General features: G+C 70.5%; 11 protein-coding genes and 7 pseudogenes. 5 read left to right on the top strand and 13 right to left on the bottom strand.

What is annotated here, in order from left to right; all coding sequences use genetic code 11:
* The first annotated feature begins 23 nt into the window (after nt 1-23).
* Nucleotides 24-1,072: pseudogene (trpS, locus tag LP418_RS17835) on the top strand (tryptophan--tRNA ligase).
* 175 nt (nt 1,073-1,247) lie between these two features.
* On the top strand, nt 1,248-2,441 hold the full coding sequence (locus LP418_RS17830; protein ID WP_257953077.1) for a lipase family protein: 1,194 nt from the start codon (nt 1,248-1,250) through the stop codon (nt 2,439-2,441).
* Nucleotides 2,442-2,484: 43 nt separating this feature from the next.
* On the opposite strand, the gene LP418_RS17825 is transcribed toward LP418_RS17830, so the two are convergent.
* The 4 genes from LP418_RS17825 to LP418_RS17810 are packed head-to-tail and all read right to left on the bottom strand — an operon-like array spanning nt 2,485 to nt 3,945.
* Nucleotides 2,485-2,655 carry a hypothetical protein gene (locus LP418_RS17825; protein WP_257953076.1) on the bottom strand — a complete coding sequence of 57 codons (171 nt, stop codon included), beginning with the start codon at nt 2,653-2,655 and terminating at the stop codon, nt 2,485-2,487.
* Between the two features lie 45 nt (nt 2,656-2,700).
* Nucleotides 2,701-2,976: a hypothetical protein gene (locus LP418_RS17820; RefSeq protein WP_257953075.1), complete on the bottom strand. Its 276-nt coding sequence runs from the start codon at nt 2,974-2,976 to the stop codon at nt 2,701-2,703.
* Nucleotides 2,930-3,115 (bottom strand): hypothetical protein, encoded by a 186-nt coding sequence (locus LP418_RS17815; protein ID WP_257953074.1) that lies wholly within the window; start codon nt 3,113-3,115, stop codon nt 2,930-2,932. The genes LP418_RS17820 and LP418_RS17815 overlap by 47 nt, the downstream gene beginning before the upstream one ends.
* The gene (locus LP418_RS17810; protein ID WP_257953073.1) at nt 3,115-3,945 is read right to left on the bottom strand and encodes an MFS transporter; all 831 of its coding nucleotides are present in this window, start codon (nt 3,943-3,945) and stop codon (nt 3,115-3,117) included. Before LP418_RS17810 ends, LP418_RS17815 begins: the two co-directional genes overlap by 1 nt.
* Nucleotides 3,946-4,289: 344 nt before the next feature.
* On the opposite strand from LP418_RS17810, the gene LP418_RS17805 reads away from it, so the two are divergent.
* Entirely contained in the window at nt 4,290-4,673 is a 384-nt protein-coding gene (locus LP418_RS17805) for a DUF402 domain-containing protein (protein ID WP_257953072.1), read from the top strand.
* A gap of 114 nt (nt 4,674-4,787) precedes the next feature.
* On the opposite strand, the pseudogene LP418_RS17800 reads toward LP418_RS17805, so the two are convergent.
* A pseudogene (locus LP418_RS17800) lies at nt 4,788-6,999 on the bottom strand (NADP-dependent isocitrate dehydrogenase).
* A gap of 174 nt (nt 7,000-7,173) precedes the next feature.
* Between LP418_RS17800 and LP418_RS17795 the strand changes: the two are divergent.
* Nucleotides 7,174-8,265 (top strand): aquaporin, encoded by a 1,092-nt coding sequence (locus LP418_RS17795; RefSeq protein ID WP_257953071.1) that lies wholly within the window; start codon nt 7,174-7,176, stop codon nt 8,263-8,265.
* On the opposite strand, the gene LP418_RS17790 is transcribed toward LP418_RS17795, so the two are convergent.
* On the bottom strand, nt 8,262-8,744 hold the full coding sequence (locus LP418_RS17790) for a hypothetical protein (protein WP_257953070.1): 483 nt from the start codon (nt 8,742-8,744) through the stop codon (nt 8,262-8,264). The two genes, LP418_RS17795 and LP418_RS17790, sit on opposite strands and share 4 nt — an antisense overlap.
* The gene (locus LP418_RS17785; protein WP_257953069.1) at nt 8,741-9,013 is read right to left on the bottom strand and encodes a hypothetical protein; all 273 of its coding nucleotides are present in this window, start codon (nt 9,011-9,013) and stop codon (nt 8,741-8,743) included. The genes LP418_RS17790 and LP418_RS17785 overlap by 4 nt, the downstream gene beginning before the upstream one ends.
* 101 nt (nt 9,014-9,114) lie before the next feature.
* On the opposite strand from LP418_RS17785, the pseudogene LP418_RS17780 reads away from it, so the two are divergent.
* Nucleotides 9,115-10,098 (top strand): annotated as a pseudogene (locus tag LP418_RS17780) (malate dehydrogenase).
* A gap of 104 nt (nt 10,099-10,202) precedes the next feature.
* Here LP418_RS17780 and LP418_RS17775 read toward each other — a convergent pair.
* The 6 genes and pseudogenes from LP418_RS17775 to LP418_RS31105 all read right to left on the bottom strand — a co-directional run bounded on the left by LP418_RS17775 (nt 10,203) and on the right by LP418_RS31105 (nt 15,965).
* Nucleotides 10,203-10,601 carry a DUF3017 domain-containing protein gene (locus tag LP418_RS17775; RefSeq protein ID WP_257953068.1) on the bottom strand — a complete coding sequence of 133 codons (399 nt, stop codon included), beginning with the start codon at nt 10,599-10,601 and terminating at the stop codon, nt 10,203-10,205.
* Between the two features lie 35 nt (nt 10,602-10,636).
* Nucleotides 10,637-11,487 (bottom strand): annotated as a pseudogene (locus LP418_RS17770) (bifunctional methylenetetrahydrofolate dehydrogenase/methenyltetrahydrofolate cyclohydrolase).
* A 554-nt stretch (nt 11,488-12,041) separates the two neighbouring features.
* Nucleotides 12,042-12,746 carry an MFS transporter gene (locus LP418_RS17765; protein WP_257953067.1) on the bottom strand — a complete coding sequence of 235 codons (705 nt, stop codon included), beginning with the start codon at nt 12,744-12,746 and terminating at the stop codon, nt 12,042-12,044.
* Nucleotides 12,746-14,279: pseudogene (gene purH / locus LP418_RS17760) on the bottom strand (bifunctional phosphoribosylaminoimidazolecarboxamide formyltransferase/IMP cyclohydrolase). The gene LP418_RS17765 and the pseudogene purH overlap by 1 nt, the downstream one beginning before the upstream one ends.
* Nucleotides 14,280-14,421: 142 nt before the next feature.
* Nucleotides 14,422-15,026: pseudogene (gene purN, locus LP418_RS33765) on the bottom strand (phosphoribosylglycinamide formyltransferase).
* A pseudogene (locus LP418_RS31105) lies at nt 15,023-15,965 on the bottom strand (cell division protein PerM). The pseudogenes purN and LP418_RS31105 overlap by 4 nt, the downstream one beginning before the upstream one ends.
* Between the last annotated feature and the right edge of the window lie 245 nt (nt 15,966-16,210).

The raw sequence follows: 16,210 nt of genomic DNA, 5'->3' as shown, positions 1-16,210 counted from the left end.
GGCGGTTTGTAGGATCGCTCCTCGTGAGCGACTCCTATCAGGCAGCCCCGGCGCGAAGCGCCGCGATCGAGAAGCGACTGGAGGAGAATCCCGAGAGCTTGCGGATGCTGACGGGTGACCGCCCGACCGGCGCCCTGCACATCGGCCACTACTTCGGCTCGATCAGGAACCGCGTCAGGCTCCAGCGCAGCGGCGCCGAGATCTGGCAGCTGATCGCCGACTACCGAGTCATCACCGACCGGGAGATGCTCGGCGACATCCGGGGCAGCGTGCGCAGCCTGACGCTCGACAACATCGCGGCCGGCCTCGATCCCGAGCGCGCCACGATCTTCACGCACTCCGCCGTGCCGGCGCTCAACCAGCTGATGCTGCCGTTCCTCAGCCTCGTCAGCGTCGCCGAGCTGCAGCGCAACCCCACGGTCAAGGACGAGGCCAAGACCGCCGGCATCACCAGCATCGGCGGTCTGCTCCTCACCTATCCCGTGCACCCGGGCGGCCGACATCCTCTTCTGCAAGGCCAACGTCGTGCCCGTGGGCCGCGACCAGCTCCCCCACGGAGCAGACCCGCGTCGTGGCGCGCCGCTTCAACGAGCGCTACGGCGCAACCTTCCCCGAGCCCGACGCGCTGCTGTCGGAGGCAACCAACATCCCGGGTCTCGACGGCACCAAGATGAGCAAGTCCAAGGGCAACGTCATCGAGCTGCGGATGACCGCCGACGAGACGGCCAAGAAGCTCAAGGGCGCCAAGACCGACAGCGACCGGGTGATCACCTACGACCCGGTCGCCCGCCCCGAGGTCGCCAACCTGCTGCTGCTCATCTCGCTGTGCGAGGGCACCGCGCCTGAGCTGGTCGCCGAGGAGATCGGCGACGGCGGCGGTGGCGCACTGAAGAAGCGGCTCACCGAGGCGATCAACACCGAGCTCGCGCCGGTGCGCGCCCGCCGGCTGGAGCTCGAGCAGGATCCGGCGTACGTCTCGGACATCCTGCGTGCCGGCAACGCCCGCGCCAACGAGGTTGCCGAGGCGACCCTCGACGAGGTGCGCGAGCGGATGGGCATGGTCTACACCTGAGCGAGCCCGGACAAAACCTACGCTCGCGTAGATTTTTTGTTCATGAGTATGGCGTTGTGCGCTAACTCGTGAGTAACATCACCGCAGCCGGGAGGACCGGCGCGGGGGACGTTGCTTGGGAGGGCACACAAGAATGAAACGCGCACGCACACTGGTTGCGTCCATCACCACACTCATGGCGTCGGCCATCGTGGTCGTCTCCGCACCGACGACGGCCCACGCCGTCGTCGAGGAGGCGCCGCGTCCGGCGTTCTACGAGGCGCCCGCCACGCTGCCGGCCACCAACGGGGCGGTGATCCGCACGGAGCCCATGAGCTTCCTGCTCGACCCGCTCGACGCCACCAGCCCGGTCACCAACGCCAAGCGGGTGCTCTACAAGACCACCAACCGCGCCGGCAAGGCGATCGCCGTCTCCGGTGTCGTCCCTGGTCCCCAAGACCAGCTGGATCGGCTTCGGCTCGCGCCCGGTGATCGGCTACGCGGCCGGCACCCGGGGCATGGGCGACGTCTGCGCCCCCTCGCGGCAGTACAGCGAGGGCTTCTGAGTACGAAGCAGCTGGCATCCGGGCACTGCTCAACCCGGGGCTACGCCGTGGCCCTGACCGACTACGAGGGTCTCGGCACCGCCGGCATCCACACCTACATGGACCGCGTCTCACAGGGCCGGGCCGTCCTCGACGTCATCCGGGCCGCCCAGCGGATCTCGGGCACCGGTCTCTCCTCGACCAGCCCCGTGGGCCTCGAGGGCTACTCGCAGGGCGGTGGCGCCGCGGCCTCGGCCGCCGAGCTCGCCGCGACCTACGCCCCTGAGCTTCGGATCAAGGGTGCCGTGGTCGGAGCCGTTCCTGCCGACCTCAACGCCGTGGCCGTGGGCCTCGACGGTGGCCTCTACTCCGCCTTCGCCTTCTTCGCCCTGCGCGGTCTCGCCGCCAGCTACGACGTCGACACGGTGCCCTACCTCAACGCCGAGGGCGTCAAGACCATGCAGCAAGTCGAGCAGGACTGCGTGTTCGACCTGTTCGGACACTCGTTCGTGAAGTCGGAGACCCTGAGCTACAACGGCAAGGGCATGTCCGACCTGATGGCGCTGCCGCAGTTCGCCGGCATCATCGCCGACCAGCGGATCGGCACCATCAAGCCGAGCATGCCGGTGCTCGTGCTCCACTCCGCGCTCGACGACGTCATCCCGTTCGCCGTGGGCAAGACGATGGCGAAGTCGTGGTGCGGCAAGGGCGCCAACGTGCGCTTCACACCCAATGTGATGCCGGGCCATGTCGGCGGCTACACACCCGTCATCGCCGAGGCGGCGATGTTCTTCGAGAACCGCTTCGCCGGCCTGCCGCAGTGGAACAACTGCTGGACGCTGTGACCCGGCGCTGACCGAGTCGCCCCGAGGGCGTGGTCCGGACCGTTCACGCGGTCCGGGCCACGCCCTCGATCACTTGGTCGGCCCACGGGTTGACGCCGGCCAGCTCGCGGCGGCGCTCCATCAGCTCGACCGGGTCGTGCGTACGCCGATCGCGCAGTGCCCGCCGGCGATCGAGCTCGGCTTCGTCGGGCTGGGAGGTCTGGTTCGCGTCCATGTCGAAAGCGTGCCCGCGGTATGCGAACAAGCGGTGGACACGGTGTTACGCCGGTGTTCCCATTCGGTCCGGAACGGTGAGATCCCGGTTACGTCGGTGGATCACGGCGGAGAGCACCAGCACGGCGAAGCCCGCCACGCTCAGGGCGACGCCGACGAGCGCCGGTGCGCGGTAGCCCATACCGGCCGCGATCACCGGGCCGCCCAGCCGGGCGCCCAGCGCGTTGGCGACGTTGAGGGATGCGTGGTTCAGGGCCGCGCCGAGCGTCTGCGCCTCACCGGCGACGTCCATCAACCGCAGCTGCAGGTTGACCACGAGCACCGGAACCGAGCGCGGTGATCAGGAAGACCACCGGCAGAGCCAGCCAGCCACCGGGGGCCGTCAGCCAGAAGAGCATCAGCGTCGCGCCCATGCCGACGGCGCCGATCAGCAGCGACCGGAAGATCGACCAGTCGGCCATCACCCCGGCCAGCCGGTGCCGGCCACCATGCCGAGACCGAAGGAGAACAGGAAGACCGGCACGGCCGACTCCCCCAGCCCGCCGACCTCGGTGACGGTCGGTGCGATGTAGGTGTAGACGGCGAACATGCCGCCGAAGCCGATGGCCCCGGCCACCGGGGTCAGCCAGACCTGAGGCAGCCTGAAGGCCCCGAGCTCGCGGCGACCGCTGGCCTCGCTGTCGCCCGGGCAGCTGGGGACGAAGGCCAGCACCAGCGCCAGCGTGACGACGCCGAGCGCCGTGACCACCCAGAAGGCGGTGCGCCAGCCGAGGTTCTGCCCCAGCCGGGTCGCGGCCGGTACGCCGACCACGTTGGCCACGCTCAGGCCGAGCATGACCGCCGCGACCGCGCGGCCCTTCCGAGCCGGGCTGGCCATGCTGGCCGCCAACAGTGACGCGACGCCGAAGTAGGCACCGTGAGGAAGACCGGCGGCGAAGCGAGCGACCATCAGTGCGCCGTACGACGTGGCGAGGGCGCTGGCGGCGTTGCCGAGGGCGAAGGCGACCATCAGCGCCACCAGCAGGGCGCGTCGCGGCAGGCGGGCGCCCGGGAAGGCCGGGATGGGTGCGCCGACGACGACGCCGAGGGCGTAGGCGGAGATGACGTGGCCCCCGGTGGGGATCGAGACCTCGACGCCCTCGGAGATCTGGGGCAGCAGGCCCATCGTCACGAACTCCGTGGTGCCGATCGCGAAGCCGCCCATGGCGAGCGCGAGGACCGCCAGTCCGAAGTGGCGGGCGCGCACGACCGGCGTGTGGTCGATCTCAGGAGCGTCGGAAGTCGTGGTCATCTGCACTCATTCTCCAAGGCCCGGAGCCCGCCGCCAATTCCCCGAGCGTGATTCCTAGGGTGACGTGATGGACTCCACGACGCGTCTCTCGGGCACGCCGCCGTTCTTCTCGACCGGCCAGCAGATCGTCTGGCGGTACGGCGACGTCACCGCGCCGCACTACGCGCTCACCCTCACCGTGGTCCGCGACGACGCGGACTCGCTCGTCGCCCGGCTGCCGGCCGGCACCCCGGACTCGTCGCGCAGCGCGCCGACGGGGCTCGACATGCGAGACCCCGAGGCAAGCGACTCGATGTTCACCGCGCCCCGCGTGCAGGCCGAACGCGCCCTGGACCGACTACGACGTGCTGCGGGTCGCGCCCACGGGACAGCCCCGGTCGCTGTGGGTGTTCTTCACGCGGGCCGGCGAGCACCTCGGGTGGTACGTCAACCTCGAGGACGTGCACCGCCGCGACACCGACACGATCTACTCCACCGACCGACTGCTCGACCTCTGGGTGGAGCCGGACCGCGTCCGCGAACGCAAGCACGAGGATGAGCTCGAGATCGCAGTCGAGCAGGGGCGCTACACCCGGGCCGAAGCCGACTCGTTCCCGGCCGACGCAGCCGTGGTCGAGACAGTCATCGACGCGTGGGGCTCGCCCTTCTGCGACGGCTGGGAGACGTTCCGTCCGGACCCGGCGTTGACGACTCCCCCAGAACCGCCCGAAGCGACCGTCCAACCGTGAGTGCCTCTGAGCACCCGATCGAGCTGAGCACCCGATCGAGCTCGCGCTACCGAACAGTCAAGGGGTCTTCCGGCCCGGAGACCCCCTGTACTGCTCGGTAGCGCGGCTTGGCTATCAGAGCGAGGCGAGCGCCTCGTTGAGCGTGGTGCTCGGGCGCATCACCGCGTTGGCGAGCTCGTCGTCGGGCTCGTAGTAGCCACCGATGTCCGCGGGCGAGCCCCGGACGGCGATCAGCTCCTCGACGATCTTCGCCTCGTTCGCACGCAGGGTGCCGGCCAGCGCGGCGAAGGCCGCGGCCAGCTCGGCGTCGTCGGTCTGCTTGGCCAGCTCCTCGGCCCAGTAGAGACCGAGGTAGAAGTGCGAACCGCGGTTGTCGATCGTGCCGAGCTTGCGACCGGGCGAACGGTCCTCGTTGAGGAACGTCTCCGTCGCGCGGTCGAGCGTGTCGCTGAGGATCTTGGCGCGGGCATTGTCGTCGAAGGCCGCCGGGTGCTCCAGCGAGGCAGCCGGGGCGAAGAACTCGCCGAGGCTGTCCCAGCGCAGGTAGTTCTCCTTGACGAGCTGCTGGACGTGCTTGGGCGCCGAGCCGCCGGCGCCGGTCTCGAACAGGCCGCCACCGTTCATCAGCGGGACGATCGAGAGCATCTTGGCGCTGGTGCCCAGCTCGAGGATCGGGAACAGGTCGGTGTTGTAGTCGCGCAGCACGTTGCCGGTCACCGAGATGGTGTCCTCGCCACGGCGGATCCGCTCGATCGACGTCGCGCAGGCGGCGGCCGGGGCGGCGATGGTGATGTCCAGCCCGGACGTGTCGTGCTGCGGGAGGTAGGCGTTGACCTTCTGGATCAGGTTGGCGTCGTGGGCGCGGGTCTCGTCCAGCCAGAAGATGGCCGGCGAGCCGGTGGCCCGGGCGCGCGTCACGGCGAGCTTGACCCAGTCCTGGATCGAGGCGTCCTTGGTCTGGCAGGCGCGCCAGATGTCACCGGCCTCGACGTTGTGGCTGATCAGCTCGTCGCCGTTGGACGCCACGATCGCGATGGTGCCGTCGGTGGTCGCCTCGAAGGTCTTGTCGTGCGAGCCGTACTCCTCCGCCGCCTTGGCCATCAGGCCGACGTTGGACACCGAGCCCATGGTCGTCGGGTCGAAGGCGCCGTGGGCGCGGCAGTCGTCGATCACGGCCCGGAAGACGCCGGCGTAGGACGAGTCCGGGATGACGGCGAGGGTGTCGGCCTGCTTGCCGTCCGCGTCCCACATCTGGCCGCTGGTGCGGATCATGGCGGGCATGCTCGCGTCGACGATGACGTCGGAGGGCACGTGCAGGTTGGTGATGCCCTTGTCGGAGTCGACCATGGCGAGCGCCGGGCCGTCGGCCAGCTCGGCCTCGAAGGACGCCTTGATCGCGTCGGCCTGCTCCAGCTTGCCGATCCCGCCGAGGATGCCGCCCAGCCCGTCGTTGGGGCTGAGACCGGCGGCGGCCAGCGCATCGCCGTACGCCGCGAAGGTCTTGGGGAAGAAGGCGCGCACGACGTGGCCGAAGATGATCGGGTCGGAGACCTTCATCATCGTGGCCTTGAGGTGCACCGAGAACAGGACGTCGTCGGCCTTGGCGCGCTCGATCGACGCCTTGAGGAACTCGTTGAGCGCGTCGACGCGCATCACGGTGGCATCGATGACCTCACCGGTGAGCACCTTGAGCTCGTCCTTGAGCACGGTGACGGTGCCGTCCTTGGCGGTGTGCTCGATGCGCAGGGTGTCGTCGGCGGCGATCACGACGGACTTCTCGTTGTGGAAGAAGTCGTCGGCGTCCATGGTCGCGACGTTGGTGCGCGAGTCGGAGCTCCGGGCACCCATGGAGTGCGGGTGCGACCGGGCGTAGTTCTTGACCGCGCCGGGCGCGCGGCGGTCGGAGTTGCCCTCGCGCAGGACCGGGTTGACCGCGGAGCCCTTGACCTTGTCGTACTTCGCGCGCGTCGCCTTGTCCTCGTCGGACTGCGGGTTCTCGGGGTAGTCCGGGAGGTCGTAGCCCTTGTCCTGCAGCTCCTTGATCGCGGCCTTGAGCTGCGGGATGGAGGCGGACACGTTGGGCAGCTTGATGATGTTGGCCTCGGGCTTGGTGGCCAGCTCGCCCAGCTCGGCGAGCGCGTCGGGGGAGGCGTTTGGCGTCGGTCAGCCGCTCCGGGAACTGGCTGATGATCCGCGCCGCCACGGAGATGTCGCGGGTCTCGACCTCGACGCCGGCGGTCTTGGCATAGGCCGCGATGATCGGCAGGAAGGAGTACGTCGCCAGCATGGGCGCTTCATCGGTGTGGGTGTAGATGATCTTGGCCATGGGTGCGAGCCGCTCCTAGAGACGAGACGTGAGTTCGACCTTGCAAAACTAACTTGACGTCAAGATACCTGATTGTCCGTGCGCCTAGCCTCGCACCCACGGTCCTCATCTCGCTAGAGTGCGCCGTGGTCCACGGGGGGTGGGCGCTCGACTTCTCAGGGAAGGCTGCCGAAGATGACAGACGCAACCAGCACGGACGACACACCGACAACGGGCCAGAAGTTCGCGGCCGAGGTGCTGGGCACCTTCGTCCTGGTCTTCTTCGGCGTCGGCGCCGCCCTGATGAGCGGTGGTGACTACCTCACCACCGGGCTCACCTTCGGCCTGACCGTGGTCGTGATGGCCTACGCCGTCGGTCGCATCTCCGGAGGTCACTTCAACCCGGCCGTCACGCTCGGAGCCGTGCTCGGCGGACGCCTGCCGTGGAGCTCGCTGCCCATCTACGTCGGCGCGCAGCTCGTCGGTGGTCTCGTGGCGGGCGCGGCGCTCTTCGGTCTCATGCACGGCTTCGAGGGCTACAGCTCCGAAGGGGCCATCGGCGCCAACGCCTTCGGTGCGGAGAGCGCGAGCAACTACGCCATGTGGGCCGCCTTCGCGCTCGAGGCGCTGCTGACCCCGGTGTTCCTCTACGTCATCCTCGCGGTGACCGACGAGCGCAACGAGTTCCGGGCCCTGATGGGTCCGCTGACCATCGGCTTCGCGCTCGCGATGATCCACTTCGCGTCCATGGGCGCGACCGGCACCTCGGTCAACCCGGCCCGCTCCATCGGCGTCGGCGTCTTCGGCGGCACCGACGCGATCATCCAGCTCTGGCTCTTCATCGTGGCGCCGCTCGTGGGTGCCGCGATCGCCGGCCTGACCTACCCACTCGTCTTCGGTCACGGCTCGGAGCCGGTCGCCGGGTCCGGCCTCAGCTTCGGTGGCGGCGGCCGTCGCCAGCAGGCCTCCTACGCACCGCCGGCCAACTACGAGCAGCAGTGGAACCGGGGCCAGCCGCCCCAGCAGCAGTGGCAGGCACCGGCCGCGCCGCAGCAGCAGGGCTGGGGTCAGCAGCCGCCCGCCCAGCCGTGGGGCCAGCCGCAGCAACAGCCCGCTCCGCAGGCCGCTCCCCCGGCCCAGCCGCCCGCACAGGCACCTCAGCACTGGGGCCAGCCCGCCGCCGACCCCTACGCCCCGCCCGCTCCGCAGGCGCCGGCCCGAGAGTGGGGTCGTCCGATCGAGGACGACGGCGAGGACGGCCGCACCCGGGTGCGTCGTCCCGACTAATCCGAGTCCGAGCCCACCAACGTGACGGTCTCGGTCTCGCCCTCCTCGAGGACGAGGCCGAGACCTTCCGCGTAGAACTTGTGCTCCTCCGTGCCCGGCTCCAGCGGCGTGGTGTCGAGCGTCTCGACGAGGGCTGTCCACTCGCCCCGGGTCTCATCGAGGCTGAGCACCTCCGCCCGGTCCTCGGCCTCCCCGGGCAGGAACTCCTGCTGGTAGCCGTCGCCCACGCGCGGCGTCGCGGCCATCACCGGGCCCGCCTGCGCGCCGTCGACACCGGCCTCCCACGACCCCTCGGTGCTCTGCTCGCCGTCCTCGAACGCAGTGGTGTCCTCGCCGAAGTACCAGACGTTGCCGCGGGTGTCCTGCGCGTACCAGTCGAAGGTGTCCTCGATGACCGCGCCCGTGGCGTCCCTGACCACGTCGTGGACCACCGTGGTGGTCACACCGGCGACGCCGCGCGTCTCGTCGGTGACGGTCACCTCGATCGTCTCGGTGACCTCGCCGCCCTCGACGACCTCGTAGCGCAGGTGTTGCCGGGCGCGAACGGCAGGTAGGGGTTGTCGATGGTGCGCACGAAGTCGGCAGGGTCGGGGGTCGCCGTCGGGATCTCGAGCCCGTCCACCCCGGCCGGGTCGATCGAGCGCGGCTCTCCGGCGCCGCAACCGCTGGCCAACATCACACCGGGCGCAACAACGGCGATGACCGCGATCCGGACGAGTCGGCGGGCGGCGGGGACAGGCCTCGACATGGGAGCAGAATGCCAGTCAACCCTCCCGGGCCCGACGCCGAGTGGCGCTGCTAGCGTCGCTGCGGATCGCATACCACTCACCTTTGCCTACAGGAGTCACCGTGGCTACCACTCCCTTGAAGATCGCCGTCACCGGCGCGGCCGGTCAGATCGGCTACAGCCTGCTCTTCCGTCTCGCCAGCGGCTCGCTGCTCGGCGACCGTCCGATCGAGCTGCGCCTGCTGGAGATCGAGCCCGCGCTGAAGACGCTCGAGGGCGTCGTCATGGAGCTCGACGACTGCGCGTTCCCGCACCGGCCGGGATCGAGATCGGTCACGACCCCGAGAAGATCTTCGACGGCGTCAACCTCGCGCTGCTCGTCGGCGCCCGCCCCCGTGGCCCGGGCATGGAGCGCGGCGACCTGCTCTCCGCCAACGGCGCGATCTTCACCGCGCAGGGCAAGGCCCTCAACGCCGTCGCCGCCGACGACGTCCGCATCGGTGTCACCGGCAACCCGGCCAACACCAACGCGCTGATCGCCTCGAAGAACGCCCCGGACATCCCGGCCGAGCGCTTCTCGGCCCTCACGCGCCTCGACCACAACCGCGCGATCTCGCAGCTCGCGGCCAAGACCGGCGCGGCCGTGACCGACATCAAGAAGATGACGATCTGGGGCAACCACTCGGCCACCCAGTACCCCGACCTCTTCCACGCCGAGGTCGGCGGCAAGAACGCGGCCGAGGTCGTCAACGACCGGGCCCGGATCGCGGACACGTTCATCCCGACCGTCGCCAAGCGTGGCGCCGCGATCATCGACGCGCGGCTCCTCCAGCGCCGCCTCCGCCGCGTCCGCGACCGTCGACGCCGCCCGCGACTGGCTGCTCGGCTCCGCCGAGGACGACTGGGTCTCGATGGCCGTCGTCTCCGACGGTTCCTACGGCGTGCCCGAGGGCCTCATCTCGTCCTTCCCCGTCACCACCAAGAACGGTGACTGGGAGATCGTCCGGGGGCCTCGAGATCGACGAGTTCTCGCGCGGTCGCATCGACGCCTCCACGGCCGAGCTGGCCGAGGGCGCGACGCGGTCACCGAGCTCGGTCTGATCTGATCCAGGTCGACTGCTTGACCAAGTAACCGGCGGTTACACCGACTGAACGGCCCACGCAACGGCCGTCCAATTGGGGTAACCGCCGGTTACATTTTCGGGGTGGACTAGAGGCCGGGCTGGTCCGGGATCGAGGTCGTCAGGAAGATCAGGGCGGCACCGAGGGCCACGAGCACGGCCACGTCGAGCGCCTTGTGGCGTACGGCGAGCATGCCGGCGTCGCGCGGACCCGGGACCGTGCGGACGGCGGCCGCGAAGATCAGCGCGCCGCCGACGATCCGGATCCCGATCCGCCAGTCGCTCAGGGACGCCACCGCCAGTCCGGCGACCGTGACGGCCAGCACGAGCAGGTAGAACGCGCCCCCGATGGTCGAGGGATAGCGGCGCTCCTCCCGGTCCTGCGACGGGTGGTCACCGTCGACGAGGTCCTCGGCCGAGATCGGCGGCACGCTCTCGGGCGGCACGATGCGCCCGGTGTCCGGCTGATCGGGTGAGCGATCGTCCAACGGCGGCTCGAGCGGATCGGGCACAGGACTCCTCATCAGAGGGGGTGGGTCTGTTCAGCAATCTCCACGATATTGGTCAACAGCATGGCGCGGGTCATCGGACCGACGCCCTTGGGGTTCGGGGAGACCCAGCCGGCGACGTCCCACACGTCGGGGTGCACGTCGCCGGTGACCTTGCCGTCGACGCGCGAGACGCCCACATCGAGGACGGCCGCACCGGGCTTGATCATGTCGGCGGTGATGATGCCGGGGACCCCGGCAGCCGCGACCACGATGTCGGCGTGCCGCACGTGGGCGGCGAGATCGAGCGTGCCGGTGTGGCACAGGGTCACGGTGGCGTTCTCGGAGCGACGCGTCAGGAGCAGCCCGAGCGGGCGGCCGACGGTGAGTCCGCGGCCGACGACGGCCACCTCGGCACCGGCGATCTGCACGCCATGGCGACGCAGCAGCTCGATCGCGCCGACGGGGGTGCACGGCAGCGGGCCGGCCTCACCGAGCACGAGCTTGCCGAGGTTGGTCGGGTGCAGGCCGTCGACGTCCTTGTCCGGGTCGACGCGCGAGAGCAGGGCGAACTCGTCGAGGCCGGTCGGCTGCTGGACCGGGGAAGCCCGTGCAGTCGGGGTCGGCGTTGAGCTCGTCGATCACGGCCTCGACCTCGGCTCCGGGTCGCGGTCGCGGGCAGGTCGCGGCGGATCGACGCGATGCCCAGCTCGGCGCAGTCCTTGTGCTTGGCGCCGACATACCACTGCGAGCCGGGGTCGTTGCCGACGAGCACGGTGCCGAGGCCGGGCGTGATGCCGCGCGCCTTGAGGGCGGCGACCCGCTCGGTGAGCTCGGCCTTGATGGTGCGCAGCGTGGCTGCGCCGTCGAGGGTCTGGGCAGTCACGCTGTCTCCAAGGTGGTGGCGGGTGCGGGTGAACCGTGATGGGCAAGGTAGCGCTCGGCGGCGCGGGCCGCCGGGTGCGAGACGACGGCGGCAGTGACGCCGATGGCGGCGATCACCACCCATCCGGGTGCGCCCCTGTGTCAGGGCGAGGAAGGTGTAGAGCGCCGGGAAGATGATCGGCTCGACACGGTAGCCGAGGCCCCAGACGCCCCGGTAGTCGCCCATGCGGCTGGGGTCCGACAGCTCGGCGGTGAAGCCCCAGTCGGAGGCCGACTGCCACAGCTCGGCACCGGTGATGGTGATGTGGCCGATCCAGATCAGCACGATCGAGACCCAGCCGACGGTCTCGTGGGTGACGCTGAGGACAAGGCAGGACAGCACGAACGCCCAGCCCGACCGGCGCACCGCGCGCAGCGAGCCGTTGACCGAGTCGGCGCCGCGCGAGGCGCGCACCTGCAGCAGCACGGCCAGCACGGTGTTGGTGCCGAACAGCCACGCGAGCAGGGTCTGCGGGGCGTCGGTGCGTTCGACCAGCCAGAGCGGCACGACGACGTTCAGCAGCACTGGTTGGACGACAGCACGCCGTTGCACATCGCCGGGACGAGGAAGCCCTTGTTCTTCAGGGCGGCCGGGGTGACGTGCACGTCGGTGCCGACGGCGACCTCGACCTTGCGCGTGAGCGCGGGCAGGAACGAGATCATCACCGCGTTGATCACCAACAGGCCGGCGGTGATGAGGGGTACGGCGATGATGGCTTCCCGGGTCCCGATGCCGAGGGCCACGCCCGCCGTACCGGCACCGAGCGTGTAGCCGACGTTGCGAGCCGCCCGCTGGTAGGCCATCGCCGCGACCCGCTTGTCACGCGGGAAGACCTCGATCCGGTAGACGTTGCGCGCGGAGCGGCTGGCCGTCTCGACGCAGGCCAGCACGGCCAGCAGCAGGACGAACGTCACGAACCCGGACGCGAGCGGCCGGGCGAGGTAGAGCATCGCCTCGATGAAGGCGCTGATCATCCACAGCCGCTTCGCGCCGACCCGGTCGCTGAGCCGCCCGAGCGGGATCGACAGCGCGAGGGTCACGCACGCCGCAGCCGACATGCCGAGGCCGATCTGGGCGCCGGTGAGGCCGACGATCTGGGTGAAGAAGACGGCCGTGCCGGTCAGGAACGACCCGGTCGCGAACGCCGACAGCACCGACTGGAGCGCGAGGTCGCGCTCCAGCTTGGTCGCCGGGATGATCCCCCTGAAGAAGCGGAGCATCAGTGGAAGAAGTGCCTCGTGCCGGTGAAGTACATCGTGATGCCGGCCTTCTCGGCCGCCTCGATGACCTCGTTGTCGCGCATCGAGCCGCCCGGCTGCACGATCGCCGTCACGCCGGCGTCGATCAGCACCTGCGCACCGTCGGCGAAGGGGAAGAACGCATCCGACGCGGCGACCGAGCCAGCGGCCCGCTCCCCCGCCCGCTCGACCGCGAGGCGGCAGGAGTCGACCCGGTTGACTGGCCCATGCCGACGCCGACGGACGCACCGTCGGCGGCGAGCAGGATGGCGTTGGACTTCACGGACCGGCAGGCGCGCCGGGCGAAGGCGAGGTCGGCGAGCACCTCCGGCGTCGCGGCGGTGCCGGTCGCGAGCGTCCAGGTGGACGGGTCGTCGCCGTCGGCGTCGATGACGTCGCGGTGCTGCAGCAGCAGGCCGCCGGAGATCGGACGCATCTCGGCGCCGCCGCGGGCCGGGGGGCGGCCTCGAGGATCCGGATGTTCTTCTTCGCGGCCGGGATCTCGACCGCGCCGTCCTCGTAGCCGGGGGCAACGACGACCTCGGTGAAGATCTCCGCGACCTGCTGGGCCATCTCGACCGAGACCGGCACGTTGGTGGCGATCACGCCGCCGAACGCCGAGACCGGGTCGCACGCGTGCGCCTTGCGGTGGGCGTCGGCCACGTCGGGGCCGACCGCGATGCCGCACGGGTTGGCGTGCTTGATGATCGCCACGGCCGGCTCGTCGAAGTCGTAGGCCGCACGGCGGGCCGCGTCGGCGTCGACGTAGTTGTTGTAGGACATCTCCTTGCCGTGGTGCTGGGTCGCCTGCGCGAGCCCGGGACCACCGGGGAGGAAACCGTTGGAGTAGATCGCGGCCGACTGGTGCGGGTTCTCGCCGTAGCGCAGCACCGCGTCCTTGCCCCACGTCGCGCCCATCCACGCCGGGAAGCCACTGCCCTCGGAGCTGTCCGTGAGCACGTTGCCCATCCACGACGCCACGTGCACGTCGTACGTCGCCGTGTGCACGAACGCCTCGGCGGCCAGCGTCTTGCGGGCAGCCGGGGTGAAGCCCCCGGCAGCGACGGCGGCCAGCACGTCGGCGTACCGCGCAGGAGAGGTGACGATGGCGACGGACGGGTGGTTCTTGGCGGCCGCCCGGACCATCGACGGGCCGCCGATGTCGATCTGCTCGACGCACTCGTCGGGGCTCGCACCGGAGGCCACGGTCTGGGTGAAGGGATAGAGGTTGCTCACGACCGGGTCGAAGGGCTCGACGCCGAGGTCGGCGAGCTGCTGGACGTGGGTGTCGAGGCGGCGGTCGGCCGGGATGCCGGCGTGGACGCGCGGGTGCAGGGTCTTGACCCGGCCGTCGAGGCACTCGGGGAAGCCGGTGAGGTCCTCGACCTTGGTGACGGGCAGGCCCGGGTCGGCGATCAGCTTGGCGGAGCCGCCGGTGGAGACGAGCTCCACACCGGCGTCGTGCAGGCCGCGGACGAGCTCGTCGAGCCCGGCCTTGTCGTAGACGGAGACCAGCGCGCTTGATCGGGATCTGGTCGTGAAGGCGTGGGGACACGGGGCTGCTCCAAAAAGATTGCTGCGGAGGGGAGCACCCGGGCGTTCGATGCTCCACGGCTTCACTCCCCGGTGGTCAGCCACCTGCGCCAGTCGTGTGCGCTCATCCTAAGCGCACGCGGCGCCCGTCCAGCTCCCACCCGTCGCGGGCCATCAGCCCGATGGTGTCCACGAGCATCGTGCGCTCGGCGGTCTTGATCCGCTCGTGCAGGCTCTCGACGCTGTCGTCGTCCAGCACGGGCACCACGGTCTGGGCGATGATCGGGCCGGTGTCGACTCCGGCGTCGACGATGAAGAGCGTCGCGCCGGTGACCTTGACGCCATGGGCCGGGGCGTCGGCAGCGCCGTGCATCCCCGGGAACGACGGCAGCAGCGCGGGGTGGGTGTTCACGTAGCGGCCCGGGAAACGGGCCGGGAACTCCTCCCCGCCAGCTTCATGAAGCCGGCCGAGACCACGAGGTCCGGCTCGAACCCGGCCACGGACGTCGCCATCACCCGGTCCCAGTGCTCGCGGCTCGTGAAGTGCGAGACCTCCTTCACGAAGGTCGGGATGCCGGCCCGATCGGCCCGAGCGAGCGCCTCGATGCCGTCGCGGTCGGCACCGACTGCGACCACCTGTGCGCCGTACGCCGGATCCGCGCACGCGTCGATCAAAGCCCGGAGGTTGGTGCCGGCACCGGAGACGAGAACGACAAGACGAGTGGTCACTCGCCGGAGTCTAGGGCTCCTCGCCGCTGCCACCACGCCATCGCCGGGGCGCCGAGAAGGCCACCGAGGCCGAACGCCGTGATGGCCGCCACCAGCACCTCCGGCACGAACGGTCCGACGTGGCGCATCCGACCGGGTCCGACGGCTCCGCCCGCCACGGAGGCGAGCGTCGCGAAGGCGACCCCGGCCACGATCCCGCCGCCACAACCGCGCAGCGCGGCCTCGAGCCACGTCAGGGTGGGGTGTCGACGCTGCCACCACATCGTCGCGAGCGCGGCCACCAACGGCGGCAGCCAGACCAGGGGACGACAGGAGCAGCCCGGGCGTGCCGGTGCCCGGCAGCGCCGCCAGCAGGGCGAACAACGGGAGCGGGCCCAGCACCACGGCGCCGGGCGAGACGAGGGTGTTGCCGCCGACCGCGAACCCCGGGCCGAGCAGGAAGGAGCCGGAGAAAAGGGTCGCGTTGGGCAGGAATCCGCCGTTGGCGACGGCGTAGACGATGCCCTCGCCCACCCCCGGGTGCAGCTGGCTCATCATCGTCGCGGCGCGGCCGATGCCCACGGCCGGGGAGACGAGGAAGACGGCGGCGGACAGGGCGAGGAAGGCGGTCAGGATCGCGATCGCGGTGGCGGCGCCCTGTCGGATCACGGCGGGCACGAAGGTCGCCCAGATCGCGGCCCGGCCGGAGCCGACCGCGATGGCCGGCCCTGCGAACGCGAGGGTCATCGCGAGGCTCCACATGACCACGCCGGGCACGCTCAGGGTGGTCTCGACGCTCGCCGTGAGCGTGTCCACCACGACGGCCACGACGGCGTAGCCGATGAAGAAGAGTCCGGTCGCCAGCGGCACCGTGAAGTCGCGCTCCCCGTCGGAGATCCGGTCGGCGTCGGGCCCGTGGCCCGACAACGCGTCGCCGACCCGGTGGCCCAGTCGCCACATCGACCGAGGCGCAGATCGCGGTGAGGCCGAGCGGGACGGCATCCACGGCCACCCCGCGCACGGTGATGCCGGAACCGTGCGCCATCAGCCGGGCGACCGCGCCCATGCTCATGCCGTCGCGCGGGACACCGTGCGCACCGGCATCGGCGGCGAACCAACCGATGATGCCCACGGCCACGCAGACCAGCAGCGGCGCCAGCGCGGCTGCGGCACCGCCGAGCGTGGCGATCAGGACCAGCGGACGC

The organism is Nocardioides sp. B-3, from assembly GCF_024703895.1.
Taxonomy (GTDB): Bacteria; Actinomycetota; Actinomycetes; order Propionibacteriales; family Nocardioidaceae; genus Nocardioides.
This window is presented reverse-complemented; position numbering and strand designations above follow the sequence as displayed.